The following is a 14476-nucleotide window of genomic DNA, read 5'->3' on the forward strand; positions in this document are numbered from 1 at the left end:
GGTCTCGTCCGGGGGCGTGTCACTTCCCGATGGCGATGCGGATGTTTTCCAGGGCCCGTTCCCAGGCGTCGGTCGGATCGCCGCCGCCCTGTTCGACATCGGTGATGGCGTTCAGGAATTCCTGGCCGATCGTTGAGCTGTCCCGGCCGACCGGGAAGGGTTCGAGTCCGATCAGCGAGTCGGTGTAGATGCGTCCGGTCGGCGCGTCGCTGAAGAACGGGTCCCTGAGTCCCTGGAGGCGCTCGTCGTCGTACACCGACGGCGTGGTGGGGAGGGAGCCCGAGTCGGTGAAGTGGTCGAGCTGGCCCTGGGGTGACTGCGTTTCCCTGATGTAGTTCCACGCGGCCTCGGGGTTCTCGGCGTTCTTCGGGATCGCCAGATAGCTGCCGCCCCAGTTGCCCGCGCCGCCGGGGATCGTGGCGAGGTCCCACTTGCCTTCCGTGCCGGGCGCGTTGGAGCGGATGGAGTTGAGCATCCAGGAGGGTGCGGCCACGACGGCGTAGTCGCCCTGGCCCATCCCGGCGCTCCAGCCCTCGGAGAAGGAGCTCTGCCCGGCCGTGATGCCCGCGTCGATGGCGTCCAGCGCGTAGTCGAACGCCGTTTTGACGTCCGGGCTCTCGCGGTAGACCGGCTCGCCCTCGTCGTCGTAGTACTTCAGGGAGCCCTGGTTGACCGCCTGGTAGAAGATGCCGGTGGCCGCGTTGTCGACGAACGCCTTGCCCGTCGCCTCCGTGTACCGCTGCCCGACTTCGATGAAGTCGTCCCAGGTGGGCCACAGCGCGCCGACCTCGTCGCGGTCGGTCGGCAGGCCGGCCTCGGCGAACAGGTCCGTCCGGTAGGCGACGGCCATGCCGCCGACATCCGTGGGGACGCCGATGATCGTGCCGTCGTCCCCGGTGCTCTGGGCGATCACCCAGTCCAGGTAGTCGTCCTGGATCGTGTCGGCGCCGAAGTCCCGCAGATCGTGGAAGTTCTGCGGCTGGTCCACGAAGCGGGGCAGGTCGTCGCCCTGGATCAGGACGAGGTCCGGCACCTTGCCGCCGGCCAGCGCGGTCACGAGCGACTGCGCCGTCTCCACCGAGCTGCCGACCTCGGTCAGCTTCACGTCGATGTCCGGGTGCGCCGCCTCGTAGTCCTCGACGGCGGCCTTCTGGTTGATGCCGGAGAACGACCAGAACTCGAACGACCTGCCGTCGCCGCTGCCGGGCTCGGAGACGTTGGAACAGCCGGCGGCCGCCAGGCCGAGGACCGCGGCGAGCGCGATCGACAGCGCGCCCCGGAACCGGGCCGCGGCGTGCCCGGGGCGGTGCGGACGCCGATGCGACACGTTGGTGAGCACGGGGACACCCCTGTCATCGAAACTTTTGGACTAAGAAGCGATCGTTTACTGGCGGAGGAACTGTAAGAAGCGTCATAGACGCCGTCAAGGCCTATGACAACCTGGGCTCAGATACGTTCGAAACGATCGGAGCGCGGGCGTGAGAATAGACTTCCGCTCATGACTTCCGGCCACAGGACAGCACGCGGCCAGGGCCCTTCGGACCGGCCACTGACCATCGCGCAGATCGCCGAACGCGCGGGCGTCTCGATCGCGACGGTCTCCAAGGTCGTCAACGGGCGCGCGGACGTGGCCGCCGACACCCGGGCCCATGTCGAGGGCGTCATCCGCCGGCACGGCTACCGGAGACAGAAGAAGACCCCCGGCCCGGCGCCCCTGCTGGATCTCGTCTTCCACGCGGTCGAGGGCTCCTACCCGGTCGAGATCTTCAAGGGCGTGGACCGGGTGGCGCGCGAGCACCAACTGGCCGTGGTCCTCTCCGAGCTCCAGGGCCGCCACACGCCGGGCCGCGGCTGGGTCGAGAGCGTGCTGGCCCGCCGCCCCACCGGCGTCATCGCGGTGTTCTCCGGCCCCACCGACGAGCAGAGCGACCAACTCCGCACGCGCGGCATCCCGTTTGTGCTGGTCGACCCCACCGGCGACCCCGGCCACACGTGCCCGTCGGTGGGCACGAGCAACTGGAACGGCGGGCTGACGGCCACCCGGCACCTGCTCGAGCTCGGGCACCGGCGGATCGCCGTCATCACCGGCCCGGAACACGCCCATTCCAGCCGGGCGCGCCTGGACGGCTACCGGGCCGCGATGGACCTCGGCGGCGCCGTCGGTGACCCGGAACTGATCCGCACCGGCGACTTCAAGGTCGCCGACGGCGTGACGCACACCCGGGAACTGCTGCGGCTCCCCGACCCGCCGACCGCCGTCTTCGCCTGCAACGACGGGCAGGCCCTGGGCGTGTACCGGGCCGCCGCCGAGGCCGGCCTGCGCGTTCCGCAGGACCTGAGCGTCGTCGGCTTCGACGACCTGTACCCGGCGCAGTGGCTCGCCCCGCCGCTGACGACGGTCCGTCAGCCGCTCACGGAGATGGGCGCCGCCGCCGCGGGCATGGCGGTCACCCTGGCCAACGGCGAGCCGCTGGCCCAGCGGCGGGTGGAGCTGGCCACCGAACTCGTGATCCGGGAGAGCACCGCTCCACCGCGCCGGTAGGTCCTGTCCGGTCGGTCGATGGGGGTCCTCCCGGACGGAGTCTGGGGGAGGATCAGCCCTTGGCTCCCCCAGGCCCTCGGGGGCCTGGGAGGTACCCCCAAGGTGCGTGCGATCGCAAGGCGCCGGATCGCGGCTCGTACGGATGGGGGCACCTCCCAGCGTTAGCTGGGGGAGCAGCGAGTGTGCGTGCCTGGGGGTACCTCCCGCTTGCGGGGGAGCGTCGTGGGCCCGGCAAGATCGGCCGGACAGGGCCTGGGACTCGGCACATGCCGGCTCACCGCGCCCTGTCGAAGGAGGTGCCACAAGCGGGCCGTTCATGGCGCTGTCAGCACCGCGCGTGCCGCTGGGTGAGGAGGCCGAGGCGCCAGGGGAGCTGGGAGTAGTCGCCGCCGGCCGAGGGATCCATGCCCTGGTAGAGGTACTGGAAGCGGCAGGGGTGGATCTCCATCGTCTGGTCGGTCCCGGACCGGAGCATCTCGCCGTGGCTGATGTCCTCGGTCCAACTGCCGCGCGGGAAGGTGACGTTGGCGGCGCCGGCGAAGGGGTCGCTCTCGGTCGCGGCGAGGGGGGTCCACCCCTCCGCGATCGAGTCGGAGGTCCAGGACCTGAAGTACCGCCGGCCCTCGGCGCCGATCGCCTCGACCAGCAGGAGGTACCTGTCGGCGTCCCCCAGCCGGTAGACGTTGGCCGCCTCGAACAGGTTCTCCTTGGTGTCCTCCATGGCGATCACCGTGTTGTCGAAGCCATGGGGGAACTCCTCGACGCTCGTCTCGGCCCGGTAGAGCTGGCCGTTGTCGTCGGAGGAGAAGAGATGGCACATGGTGTCGTCACAGATCACCCAGTAGTCCAGCCAGTAGCCGTTGCCGATGTTCTCCTCGACGATGGGCGGCATTTCCTCCTGGAAGTTCCGCGGCGCGGACCAACTGGTGGGATCGCTGATGTCGGTGGTGGTCGAGTACGAGGGCAGGCCGGTCTGGTAGATCAAATACCAGGTCTTTTCCGGGGCGAAGTAGAAAACCTGCGGCGCCGCGCGGTAGCCCTCGCCGATCGCCGTCTGGTCCAGGTGGTACTGCGGCGCGGTGTCGGCCTCGGCCCAGTTCCGGAAGCTGGTGTAGGTCAGGCTCCACTCGCCGTCGGTGTTCGCGGTGGTGGCGAAGACGTGCCATTTGCCGTCGTGACGGACGACCGTGGGGTCCTTGACGGACACGATGTCATGCGCGGCGTCCGGCTGCGGGCTGATCAGCACGTCGCTGGACGACCAGGTGAACGTGGTCGGCGGCGCGGTGGCGGTGGCCGCCGGCGCGGCCGGGGCGATGCCCAGGACGAGAAGGAGGGCCGCCGTCACCAGAGCGGCGAGGCGGGCACGTGGAGCAGGCATTCGGGCACTCCCTGACGGATAGGCGTTCGGCATCACGAACGTCGTTCAAAGATCCGGACGGGAACATAAGTTGGGGCGGGTGGGGTGTCAATGCTTCGAGCAGCCCGTATATCGGCGGTGACTTCCACCGAGAGCTTTTCGGCGGACGTCACCGGGCACGAAATTCAACGAAATCCGACCCGGTGCCCGGGAGCAGTTGAGTGCCGCTTTGCGCGGAGCGGTCAATAAGCCGCTTCCGAACCCGTCCGACCACCGAAAATCAACGGAAACGGACCGGCGCCGGACGGCGCCCGGAAGTTTTTCGGTGACCAGGAAATTCCGCGCTCCGGGCCGGCGCGGACCCCGCCCGGCGACGCCGGGACCGCCCGGCCGCCGTCCGCGCCCGGCCGCCGCCATGGGAGTATCCCTGCGCGGCAGGCGCCGGATGTTCGAACGTGGAGGGTGACGATGTACGCGATATCCCTGGGGGACGACGGGGCGGAGCTGCGCCCGCTGGAGCCGTGGCGGGCCGAGGAGTTCCTGGCCCACATCGACCGGGGCCGCGAGTTCATCGGGCAGCACGTCGCGCTGCCGGACTTCGTCACGGACCTGGCGTCCAGCCGCTCGTTCCTCCAGCGGTACGCGGACAAGAGGGCGGCCGACGCCGGGCGCATCGACGGCATCTGGACGGACGGCAAGCTGGTCGGCGGAGTCCTCTTCCGGACGATGGACCTCGACCAGGGCACCGCCGAGGCGGGCTGCTGGCTGGAGCCGTCGGCGGCGGGCCGGGGCCTGGTCACCCGGGCCACGCGCGTGATCATCGACTGGGCCGTCGAGGAACGGGGCATCCACCGCGTGGAGTGGTACGCCTCGGCGGCGAACGAGCCCAGCATCGCCGTGGCCCGCCGGCTCGGCATGACCAAGGAGGGCGTGCTGCGCGAGAGTTACCTGTACCGGGGCACGCGGTGCGACATGGAGATCTGGTCCGTGCTCGCGCACGAGTGGCGGGCGTCCCGCGGCTGATGAGAGCGGGGCCCGCTCAGCGCGTGACGCGCGACGCCGCGCGACGGCTCCGGCCGGCGCGCGGCCTGCCGTGGCGCGGATGCCGTCCCGCCGGCTGGGCGGCGAGGGCCGCGGGCGCGGCGCTCTCCACCGGGACGCCGCTGGGCACGCGGGCTCCCGTGATGCGCACCAACTCCGGGTCGTCGGGCCGGACCCGGGCGGTGTGCGGGGTGATGCCCGCGTCCCGCATCAGCCGGGCCACGTCGCCGCGCTGGCCGGGCAGGACGAGCGTGACAACGCGCCCCGAGCCCCCGGCGCGCGCCGTCCGGCCGCCGCGGTGCAGGTAGTCCTTGTGCTCCGTCGGGGGATCGACGTTGACGACGAGGTCGAGGTCGTCGACGTGAATGCCGCGCGCCGCGACGTTGGTCGCCACCAGCACGGTCACCTCGCCCTCCTTGAACGCGCGCAGCGTGCGGGCGCGTTGGGGCTGGGACTTGCCGCCGTGCAGAGCCGCCGCCCGCACACCGGCGGCCAGCAGCGTCTTGCAGAACCGGTTCACCGCGTGCTTCGTGCCCAGGAACATGATGACCCGGCCCCGGCGCGCCGCGACCCGGACGGCGAGCGCCGTCTTGTCGGTCTCCGCGACGTGCAGCAGATGGTGCTCCATCGTGGCCACGACACCCGCGGCGGGATCGACGGAGTGCAGCACGGGGTCGTTGAGGAACTGCCGCGTCAGCCGTTCGACGTTGCGGTCGAGGGTGGCGGAGAACAGCATGCGCTGCCCGTCCGCCGGCGTCAGGCGCAGCAGCCGGGTCACCTGCGGCAGGAAGCCCATGTCGGACATCTCGTCGGCCTCGTCGAGGACGGTGATCCGCACCTGGTCCAGCCGGCAGTCGCCGCGTTCGGTCAGGTCGTGCAGCCGCCCCGGGGTCGCGATCACGACCTCGGCGCCGTCGCGCAGCGCCCGGGCCTGGCGGTTGATCGGCAGCCCGCCGACCACCGTGGTCAGCCGCAGCCGCACCGACCGCGCGTAGGGGGCGAGCGCCTCGGTGACCTGCTGGGCGAGCTCCCGCGTGGGAACGAGGATCAGCGCCAGCGGGCGATGGGCCTGGGCGCGGCCGCCGGCGGTCCGGGCCAGCAGGGGCAGGCCGAAGGCCAGCGTCTTGCCGGAGCCGGTCCGGCCGCGGCCGAGTATGTCGCGCCCCGCGAGCGCGTTCGGCAGGGTGGCCGCCTGAATCGGGAAGGGCGCGGAGATCCCGTGGCGCGCCAGCTCCTGGGCCAGCTCGGCCGGCAGCGCGCTGTCGGCGAAGGACTCCACGGCGGGCAGCACGGGGGTGGTACTGGGCGGCAGGGCGATGTCGCCGCCGCGTGCGGCGGCGGGGCGCCGGCCTCGCGCGGGTGATCGGGCGTTACGGGTCATGCGGTGTGCCTTTCCTCGGGCGGCTCTCCCGCGCGGGCGTCGGTGCCGGGCGGGATCTGGGAGGAACTGGGCACGGTCCGCAGGATCGTGAGCTGCGCCGGAGTTCCGGACGGTGGCGCCACCGGAGCCTGGTCCCCGCCCTGCGGCAGGGGACCAGGCTCCGGCTTCGCGCTGTGATCAGGCGGGAACGATGTTCTCCGCCTGCGGGCCCTTCTGGCCCTGGGTGACGTCGAACGTCACGCGCTGGCCTTCCTGAAGCTCACGGAAGCCGTTGCCCGCGATGTTCGAGTAGTGGGCGAAGACGTCGGCGCCGCCGCCGTCCTGCTGGATGAAGCCGAAACCCTTTTCGGCGTTGAACCACTTCACAGTGCCGCTGGCCATGTCGATCTCCTTCGGTGGGCCGTGTCGAACCCGCACCGCGCGGGTTCCCTGTCGCCGCAATGAGCCCATCCGGAATGACCGGCAAAAAGAAATGCACCTGTCGGGTCACTTCCGTCAGGTGCACACAAGAACTTATGGGTACCAAAACTGCAACTGCGGCGAGCCTAGCACACCCTCTCGCAATGCGGGTGGGCGGACGTCCGGCCGGCCGCAGCGGCCCCACTGACCAAAAAGTGCGTACCCAACAAAAATGTAGGTACTTGATCACAGGGCCGCCCGGTCCCAGCATGGAAACCGGCGCCGATTCCTTGTCGATCACTGAAAAACTGGAGCGAAATATGACAGGGCACACCCCTGCCCCGGTGACCGTCGTCGGGCTGGGCGCGATGGGCCGGGCGCTGGCCGAGGCGTTCATCGGCGCCGGGCACCCCACCACCGTGTGGAACCGCACCGCCGGCAAGGCCGAACCCCTGGTCGCCCGGGGCGCCGTCCACTCCTTGGACATCGCGGACGCGGTCGCCGCCAGCCCGTTGATCGTCGCCTGTCTGACCACCTACGACGCCACGTCCGAGGCGCTGGAGCCGGCTGGCGGGGCGCTGGCCGGCCGCACCCTGATCACGCTGAACTCCGGCAGCCCCGGCCAGGCGCGCCAGATGGCCGACTGGGCGGCCGGGCGCGGTGCGCGTTTCCTCGACGGCGCCGTGAAGAACGTGCCCGAGGCCGTCGGGAAGCCGGACACCCTGCTGTACTACAGCGGCGACCGCGCCACCTTCGACGACCACGAGAAGACGCTGCGGGTGCTGGGCGGCGACACCGTCCACCTGGGCACCGAGCCCGACCTCGCCGCCCTGTACGAGACGGCCGTGGGCGGCATGCTGCTGCCGGCCCTCGTGGGCTTCTTCCAGGGCACCGCCCTGGTCACGGCCCGCGGCCTGGAGGCCGCCTCGCTGGTGCGGTACTCCGTCAAGTGGCTGGAGATGATCGCCTCCCTCCTGCCGGCCCTGGCCGCGGAGGTCGACGCCGGCGACTACGCCAACCCGTCCTCCTCCATCGGCCTCTTCCACGAATTCATCGGCCAGGAACGCGAGTTCTGGGCGGCCTCGGGCGTCGACGTCTCCTGGCACGCCCCGTTGAACGAGCTGGTGAACCGGGCCGTCGCCGAAGGCCACCGCGACCACAGCCTCTCCGCGCTGGTCGAGGTGCTCAGGAAGCCGGGGCCGGCGGCGTGACGCTCCGGCGCCCGCGTCCCTACTGACCGGGCGCGAGCGCGATCAGGTCGGCCCACGCCTCGCCGAGCACGCGGCTGCCGAACGGCGTGAGGTGCACGCCGTCGGCGGCCACCTCGGCGGCGCCGCCCGCCGCCCGGGCCGCCTGGTTGAGCAGGCCGTCCGCCGTCAGCAGCGCCGCGTCGAACTCCTCGGCGAGCCGGCGCACCACGTGAATCCGCGGGTCCAGATCCTCGCGCCACTCCCACTGTTCGGGGCTGACGGGCAGCAGGAAGGGCTCGATGAGCAGGAGTTGGGCGCCGAGCTCCTCCTTCACCCGGGTGAGCAGGAAGCGGTAGTCGGCCTCATAGGTCTCCACCGCCGTCGCGTCGCCGGAGTCGTAACGTCGCCAGGTGTCGTTGATGCCGATCATGACGGAGACGAGATCCGGCTTGAGCGCCAGCGCGTCATCCGCCCAGCGCGCCCGGAGGTCGGCCACCCGGTTGCCGCTGATGCCCCGGTTGAGGAAGGTGATTCCGGCCTCCGGATGCCGGGCGCGCAGCAGATCGGCGCCGACGCGGGCGTAGCCGTCGCCCAGCCCCTCTCCGGGCTCGGCCAGGCGGCCCGCGTCGGTGATGCTGTCTCCCTGGAAGAGAACGGTCGTGCCGGGGGGCAGGTGCAGGGGCATCGGTCAGCTCCGGGTGTCGTGGCGCGCGCTCAGGCGGTCGCGTCGGGCGGGGATATCCGGTAGAGGGCGGCGCCGTGGGCGTCGAGGTCCGCGGTCACGGTCCTGTCGTCGTGCGGTGTGTCCGTGTGCGTCCACAGCTCCCGCAGGCGGTCGCCGGGACGTCCGCCGATCGAGCCGAGCGGCACGCGGACGCGCCGCGGGGCGTCGCTCAGCGAGAAGACCGCGGCGTACCGGGTGCGGCCGTCGGTGTCGCGGGCGGTCCACAGGACGGTGTCGCCCTCGCGCAGGACCTCGCGGTTGTCGGTGCTGTGCCACAGCACGTCGAGCGCCGCGTCGTTGGTGAGCAGGTCGATGGTGTCCGCGGGGCTGGTGGGCAGGTCGCCGCCCATCATCAGCGGGGAACGGGACATGGTCCACAGCGTCAGCAGCGTGATCTGCTCCGGGCGGGTCAGGGCGCTGGTCCGGTCCTCACCCCGCTCGGCCCTGATGCCGATGCGGCCCAGCGGCAGCATGTCGGCGTCGGCCCAGCCGCCTTTCGGCGCCGCGCCCTGCCAGGGCGCCCACCGGGCCATGCGGGCGAACTGGGCCTCGACGTCCGCCCACCGGTCCCACAGGTCGTCGCAGACCCGCCACATGGTGGCCGTCTCCCGCAGGTGGTCCAGGTGGGCCAGGGAGACATCGGTGCCGGGGGACAGGCTCAGCTCGATGGAACGGCCGCTCTTCTCGATTGCGCGCGCGTAGGCTTCGATCTCCCGCTCGTGGTACGGGAAGAGCATGTCGTCGGCCTTGATGAAGTCAACGCCCCACGCGGCGAATTGGGCGACCTGCGCGTCGTAGTACGCCTGGGCGCCCGGGTGGGAGTGGTCCAGGCCGTAGTTGTCGGTGTTCCAGGGGCAGACCGACCCGGTGTCGGCGATCTGCGCGGCCGTCCAACGGGTGCCGGCCACCGGGAGATCGGCGTGCACCGCCCGGCGCGGGATGCCGCGCATGATGTGCAGCCCGAAGCGCAGCCCGAGGTCGTGGACGCGGGCCGCCAGCGGCGCGAACCCGGCGCCGTTCGCCGCCGAGGGGAACCGGTTCGGGGCGGGCATCTGGCGGCCGAAGTCGTCCAGGATCAGCGGGGCGTCGGGGTTGTAGCCGTGCTGCCGCGCGGTCGGTTCGTACCACTGGATGTCCACGACCACGGTGTCCCAGCCGTGCGCGAGCATGCGCTCGTGCATGAACGCCGCGTTTGCCAGGACCTCGTCCTCGGTCACCGTGGTGCCGTAGCAGTCCCAGCTGTTCCAGCCCATGGGCGGGCGCTTGTGATGCGCCGGAATCGGACGGTTCACGGTGTGTCGCTCTCCCTCGGGGCGCGGAACACGGGGGAGGGCGATGCCGGCCCCTCGACGTCTTATATCGATAAAAACGCTGCCATGGTGGGAAAGGTGTGTCAAGGGTGGTGACCGCGACGGATGTTGGCGACGGCCGCCAAGGGCCGGCGGTCGGCCCGGCGCCGCTGCCCCGGGCTCAGCCGAACCCGCGCGAGTCCTGCTTGAGCGCAGTGTCCACGGTCAGCGCGGTGGCCACGACGAGGCTCAGCAGCGGATCGGCGAGCTGGCGGTGGATCTGGAGGACGTAGTTGTCCGCCGTCGTGAACATCGTCTTCGCCAGGCCCTCCCAGGTCTTGGTGATCCGGGCGATCTCGGCGTCGGTGTGATCCACAATGGAGAAATTCCAGGCGCGCCAGTTCTCCGCCTTGATCGCGCCGAGCTGCTGACCGCCGGCCTCGATGGAGAAGTTGATCTTGCCGAACGCGTTCTGCTGGACGATCTCGCCCACCGGCTGGCCGTCCGGGCGCGCCACGATCACCTTCGACTTGACGAACTTCGCGGGGCGCGTGAGCACCAGGTGTGGCTGCCCGTGCGCGTCGCGTATCTCCAGCCGGTGCGTCATGAACTGATCGAGGCTGGTCAGGAACCGCGCCGCCTTCTTGAGCGCGCTCTGGCCGACCTGGACCACCGAGCCGATGGTGCGCCCGTGCTGGTCGAACACGCTGTATTCGTTGGTCAGTTCAATGATCTTGGTCTTCTGGTTCACCACGAGCACGGGCTCCGTGAACAGCGTCCCGCCGCCGGTCGCGGCGGTCGCCGCCCCCGCCTGCTGCTGGACCTGGTGCTGGATCCGGGACGGGTCGGCGGCCTGCGGCGGCGCCTGTCCGGGTCCGGCCTGCTGGGTCTGGTCGGTCCACCGGGTGCCGTCCCACCAGCGCATCACGTTCGGCGTGCCCTGGGGGTCGGGGTACCAGCCCGGGGAGGCATTCGCATGTCCTGTCATGCCGGGCAGGCTACCCGCCGTCCGCCGCGGCCGGATCCGGGAGGTGACCGGCGGGGATCAGGCGCGTTCGCGCGTGCTGTCGCGGACGACGAGCGTGGTGGCGAGCTCGACCCGGGGGCTTTCCAGTTCCTCGCCGTCCATCAGCCGGGCCAGCGTCCGCAGCGCGCTGCGGCCCATCTCCTTGAGCGGCTGGCGCACGGTCGTCAGGGGCGGGGAGACCCAGCGGGCCTCGGGCAGGTCGTCGAAGCCCACCACGCTGACGTCGTCGGGCACCCGCAGCCCGGCCGCGGTCAGGGCCGCGTAGCCGCCGATGGCCATGTGGTCGGAGCAGATGAACAGCGCGGTCGGCGGCTCGGGCAGCGCCAGCAGCGCCTCGACCTGACGCCCGCCGCTGGCGCGGTCGTAGGTGCCGTGGCGGATCAGCTCGGGGGCGGCCTCGACCCCGGCCGCCGCCAGCGCGGAGTGGTAGCCCGCGACGCGCGCCCGCGCGTAGAGGTGGTGCGGCGGGCCGGTGACCAGCGCGATGCGCCGGTGGCCGCGTTCCAGCAGATGGGTGGTCGCCTCGTACGCCCCGGCCCAGTTGGTGGTGCCGACCGAGGTCACGCCGGGCGGCGGGTCGCTGAGCGGGTCGATGACCACGCAGGGCACCTGGGCCCGGGCGAGCCGGGTGAGCTGGGCGGGGGTGGGCTCGACCAGGCCCAGCACCACGCCCGAACTGCCCCGGTGCAGAATGCGGTCGACCCAGTCGGGGGAGTTCTGGCCGCTCCCGGGCGCCGGGGTCCGGGCGACGGAGATCACGACGTGCAGCCCGGCCTCGTGGGCCGCCGCCTCCATGCCGCTGGCCACGCTGGCCGGCCAGGAGCCGTCCAGCCCGTTCAGCACCAGGTCGACCGTCCGCGCGGACGGTACGGCGGCGGGGACGCCGCGGCGCACGTACTGGTGCTGGCGCAGCGCCGTGTCGACCTTGAGGCGGGTGTCCTCCGAGACGTCGTCCCGGCCGTTGAGGACCTTGGAGACCGTCGAGATCGACACTCCGGCCGTGGTGGCTATTTGCGCCAGAGTGGGGCGCAATGTCCGGTTAACGGTCAACGGCTGGCTCTCCCGTTCTCCCGGCAAAATTTTCGGCCCACTGTAACCGATCCGGCGCCCCGTGCCGGGAGGTCGTTCGTCTTGATCTGTTCAACTGCGGGTCGTGGAAAGCCTTATCTGCGTCGGCGTCTTGACGCTTCCGGTATCGCGCCCTTAGCGTCTCTCCCGGTTGTTTCGCAACCTTTCGCAAAGTCGGGAGTTTCCTCATGACCTCATCGGCGCCCGCCGCGCCCCTGAACGTCACCGTCTGGAGTGAGGGCCGCCACGAGCGGCAGGACGCCGGAGTCGCCGCGCTGTACCCGCGCGGCATGCACGGCGCCGTCGCCGAGGGCATCGGCGAGCACCTCGGCGACGCGGCCGTCGTGCGCACCGCGACACTCGACGAGCCGGAGCACGGCCTGACCGAGTCGGTGCTTGAGCAGACCGATGTGCTCACCTGGTGGGGGCACATCGCCCATGACCAGGTGGCGGACGAGGTGGTGGAACGGGTGCACCGCCACGTGCTCGCCGGGATGGGCCTGATTGTGCTGCATTCCGGTCACTGGTCGAAGATCTTCACCCGGCTCATGGGCACGACCTGCACGCTGCGCTGGCGCAGCGCGGGGGACCGTGAGGTGGTCTGGACGGTGGCTCCTTCCCACCCGATCGCGGCGGGGGTGCCGCATCCGTTCGTCATCGAGGAGCAGGAGATGTACGGGGAGTTCTTCGACATCCCGGCCCCCGACGAGCTGGTGTTCATCAGCTCCTTCAGCGGCGGCGAGGTGTTCCGCAGCGGCTGCACGTTCCGGCGCGGCAACGGCAAGATCTTCTACTTCAGCCCCGGCGACCAGGACTACCCCGTCTACCACCACCCCCACGTCCGCCGCGTCATCGCCAACGCCGTCACCTGGGCCGCCCCGGCCACGCGCCGTGAGGTGCCGACGCTGGCCCACGTGGAGACCGGCTGGTTCCGGCGGGGGGACGACCGGGCATGACCGCGCCGACTTTCCGGACCGTGTCCGGGGACCGCCGCCCCCTGCGGGTCATCGTCGTCGGCGCGGGCGGGATGGGGCGGGCCTGGCTGAGCACCGTCCGGTCCTCTCCCGATGTCACGCTGGCCGGCGTCGTGGACCTCGATCCGCTCGTTGCCCGGGCCGCGGCCGAGGCGGCGGGCGCGCCCGAGATACCCACGGGCACGGACCTGACGGCGCTGGCCGCGGCCACGGATCCGGACGCCGTGATCGACGTGACCGTCCCCGCCGCCCATCTGCCCGTCACGCTCGAGGCGTTGAGCCTGGGGCTGCCCGTGCTGGGCGAGAAGCCCGTGGCCGAGACGCTGCCCGAGGCGCTGCGGCTGACCGCCGCCGCGGAGCTGTCCGGCCGGCTGTTCATGGTCAGCCAGTCCCGCCGCTACAACCGGCAACTGTTCCGGTTCAAGGACCAGGCCCGCCGGCTCGGCGCGCCCGGCATCCTCACCACCGAGTTCTTCCTGGCGCCCCGCTTCGGCGGATTCCGCGACGCCATGGACCACCCCCTGCTGCTCGACATGGCCATCCACCCCTTCGACACGGCCCGCTTCCTCCTCGACGCGGAGCCGGTCTCCGTCTACTGCCAGGAGTACAACCCCTCCTGGAGCTGGTACCGGGGCGACGCGGCCACCACCGCGATCTTCGAGATGACCGGCGGCACCCGCTACATCTACACCGGTAGCTGGTGCAGCCCCGGACTTGAAACCTCCTGGAACGGCTCCTGGCGGCTCAGCGGCGAACTCGGCAGCGCCTGCTGGAACGGCGACGATCCGGCCGTTGTCGAGGCACCGGACGCGCCGCCGGCCGGCGCTCCGGTTCCGGCCCCTTCCGCCGGCGGCGCCGGTGGGGGAATCGCGGGCGCCCTGGCCGAATTCGTCCACGCCCTGCGTACCGGCACCGTGCCGATGGGCGAGGTCCACGAGAACGTCATGAGCCTGGCCATGGTCGCCGCCGCCGTCCAGTCGGCGAGCACCGACCGGAGGGTCGTCCTGGACGAGGTGCTGGACACCGCCCGCGCCGAGGCGCTGGCGGCGGCGGACGGCGAGGTCCGTGAACTGATCGGTTCCTGGTCGTCCGTCCGGGACGCGCTGACGGCACGGGCGGAGAACCCCGTCGGCCACGGCTGAGTTGACGACAGTCCCGGCGGATGGCCGGGGAGCGGACCCGGGCGGCGCGGAACATCGCGCCGCCCGGGTCAGTCGTGCGCGCCGGCCATTTCCGCCCTCCGGCCCGCCGCCCGTGGCGCGTCACACCGAGTGACCACCGGCGCCGGCGTGGCCCGGAAGCAGACTCCCGAACGAGCGGGGCCCTGCTCGGATGACTGATCGCGCCGGGTCGCGAACGAGGCGGCCGGCTCGTTCGCGCGATGTCCTGGTCATCCCGTTCGCCACCGTTCAACTCGCGTTGGGGTCACGGTTGTTGGCGGGATGGGGCGTGCGCGATGTCTTGACGCGCTATGGACGTGGTGG

13 protein-coding genes are annotated in these 14476 nt (G+C 71.4%); 5 read left to right on the forward strand and 8 right to left on the reverse strand.

Features of this window, described 5'->3' with window-relative positions:
* Nucleotides 1–19: 19 nt before the first annotated feature.
* Nucleotides 20–1339, reverse strand: coding sequence for an ABC transporter substrate-binding protein (locus tag RM590_RS24580; RefSeq protein WP_311706878.1), 1320 nt, complete (start codon nucleotides 1337–1339; stop codon nucleotides 20–22).
* Nucleotides 1340–1498: 159 nt separating this feature from the next.
* Between RM590_RS24580 and RM590_RS24585 the strand changes: the two genes are divergently transcribed.
* Nucleotides 1499–2542: a LacI family DNA-binding transcriptional regulator gene (locus RM590_RS24585; RefSeq protein WP_311706879.1), complete on the forward strand. Its 1044-nt coding sequence runs from the start codon at nucleotides 1499–1501 to the stop codon at nucleotides 2540–2542.
* A gap of 325 nt (nucleotides 2543–2867) precedes the next feature.
* Here the strand turns inward: RM590_RS24585 and RM590_RS24590 are convergent, their stop codons facing one another.
* Complete coding sequence (locus RM590_RS24590; RefSeq protein ID WP_311706880.1) at nucleotides 2868–3920, reverse strand: non-reducing end alpha-L-arabinofuranosidase family hydrolase; 1053 nt, start codon at nucleotides 3918–3920, stop codon at nucleotides 2868–2870.
* 447 nt (nucleotides 3921–4367) lie between these two features.
* Between RM590_RS24590 and RM590_RS24595 the strand changes: the two genes are divergently transcribed.
* Nucleotides 4368–4922, forward strand: coding sequence for a GNAT family N-acetyltransferase (locus tag RM590_RS24595; protein WP_311706881.1), 555 nt, complete (start codon nucleotides 4368–4370; stop codon nucleotides 4920–4922).
* A 16-nt stretch (nucleotides 4923–4938) separates the two neighbouring features.
* Here the strand turns inward: RM590_RS24595 and RM590_RS24600 are convergent, their stop codons facing one another.
* On the reverse strand, nucleotides 4939–6321 hold the full coding sequence (locus RM590_RS24600) for a DEAD/DEAH box helicase (RefSeq protein ID WP_311706882.1): 1383 nt from the start codon (nucleotides 6319–6321) through the stop codon (nucleotides 4939–4941).
* Nucleotides 6322–6498: 177 nt separating this feature from the next.
* On the reverse strand, nucleotides 6499–6702 hold the full coding sequence (locus RM590_RS24605; RefSeq protein WP_311706883.1) for a cold-shock protein: 204 nt from the start codon (nucleotides 6700–6702) through the stop codon (nucleotides 6499–6501).
* 338 nt (nucleotides 6703–7040) lie between these two features.
* Between RM590_RS24605 and RM590_RS24610 the strand changes: the two genes are divergently transcribed.
* The gene (locus tag RM590_RS24610) at nucleotides 7041–7931 is read left to right on the forward strand and encodes an NAD(P)-dependent oxidoreductase (protein ID WP_311706884.1); all 891 of its coding nucleotides are present in this window, start codon (nucleotides 7041–7043) and stop codon (nucleotides 7929–7931) included.
* Between the two features lie 19 nt (nucleotides 7932–7950).
* Here RM590_RS24610 and RM590_RS24615 read toward each other — a convergent pair whose 3' ends face one another.
* The 4 genes from RM590_RS24615 to RM590_RS24630 form a co-directional block, all read right to left on the reverse strand.
* Nucleotides 7951–8595 (reverse strand): SGNH/GDSL hydrolase family protein, encoded by a 645-nt coding sequence (locus tag RM590_RS24615; RefSeq protein ID WP_311706885.1) that lies wholly within the window; start codon nucleotides 8593–8595, stop codon nucleotides 7951–7953.
* Between the two features lie 29 nt (nucleotides 8596–8624).
* Nucleotides 8625–9926, reverse strand: coding sequence for a glycoside hydrolase family 27 protein (locus RM590_RS24620; protein WP_311706886.1), 1302 nt, complete (start codon nucleotides 9924–9926; stop codon nucleotides 8625–8627).
* 178 nt (nucleotides 9927–10104) lie between these two features.
* Entirely contained in the window at nucleotides 10105–10911 is an 807-nt protein-coding gene (locus RM590_RS24625; RefSeq protein ID WP_311706887.1) for a phospholipid scramblase-related protein, read from the reverse strand.
* A gap of 57 nt (nucleotides 10912–10968) precedes the next feature.
* Nucleotides 10969–12000: a LacI family DNA-binding transcriptional regulator gene (locus tag RM590_RS24630; RefSeq protein ID WP_311706888.1), complete on the reverse strand. Its 1032-nt coding sequence runs from the start codon at nucleotides 11998–12000 to the stop codon at nucleotides 10969–10971.
* Nucleotides 12001–12206: 206 nt separating this feature from the next.
* Between RM590_RS24630 and RM590_RS24635 the strand changes: the two genes are divergently transcribed.
* Nucleotides 12207–12974: a ThuA domain-containing protein gene (locus RM590_RS24635; protein WP_311706889.1), complete on the forward strand. Its 768-nt coding sequence runs from the start codon at nucleotides 12207–12209 to the stop codon at nucleotides 12972–12974.
* Nucleotides 12971–14134 (forward strand): Gfo/Idh/MocA family protein, encoded by a 1164-nt coding sequence (locus tag RM590_RS24640; RefSeq protein ID WP_311706890.1) that lies wholly within the window; start codon nucleotides 12971–12973, stop codon nucleotides 14132–14134. Before RM590_RS24635 ends, RM590_RS24640 begins: the two co-directional genes overlap by 4 nt.
* The last annotated feature ends 342 nt before the right edge of the window (nucleotides 14135–14476 follow it).

Source organism: Streptomyces litchfieldiae, from assembly GCF_031845365.1.
Taxonomy (GTDB): Bacteria; Actinomycetota; Actinomycetes; order Streptomycetales; family Streptomycetaceae; genus Streptomyces; species Streptomyces litchfieldiae.

Bases quoted from the DNA above. Each gene is read 5' to 3' on its own strand.
- RM590_RS24585 (WP_311706879.1), top strand. From the start codon at position 1,499: ATGACTTCCGGCCACAGGACAGCACGCGGCCAGGGCCCTTCGGACCGG.
- RM590_RS24590 (WP_311706880.1), bottom strand. From the start codon at position 3,920: ATGCCTGCTCCACGTGCCCGCCTCGCCGCTCTGGTGACGGCGGCCCTC.
- RM590_RS24595 (WP_311706881.1), top strand. From the start codon at position 4,368: ATGTACGCGATATCCCTGGGGGACGACGGGGCGGAGCTGCGCCCGCTG.
- RM590_RS24600 (WP_311706882.1), bottom strand. From the start codon at position 6,321: ATGACCCGTAACGCCCGATCACCCGCGCGAGGCCGGCGCCCCGCCGCC.
- RM590_RS24605 (WP_311706883.1), bottom strand. From the start codon at position 6,702: ATGGCCAGCGGCACTGTGAAGTGGTTCAACGCCGAAAAGGGTTTCGGC.
- RM590_RS24610 (WP_311706884.1), top strand. From the start codon at position 7,041: ATGACAGGGCACACCCCTGCCCCGGTGACCGTCGTCGGGCTGGGCGCG.
- RM590_RS24615 (WP_311706885.1), bottom strand. From the start codon at position 8,595: ATGCCCCTGCACCTGCCCCCCGGCACGACCGTTCTCTTCCAGGGAGAC.
- RM590_RS24625 (WP_311706887.1), bottom strand. From the start codon at position 10,911: ATGACAGGACATGCGAATGCCTCCCCGGGCTGGTACCCCGACCCCCAG.
- RM590_RS24635 (WP_311706889.1), top strand. From the start codon at position 12,207: ATGACCTCATCGGCGCCCGCCGCGCCCCTGAACGTCACCGTCTGGAGT.
- RM590_RS24640 (WP_311706890.1), top strand. From the start codon at position 12,971: ATGACCGCGCCGACTTTCCGGACCGTGTCCGGGGACCGCCGCCCCCTG.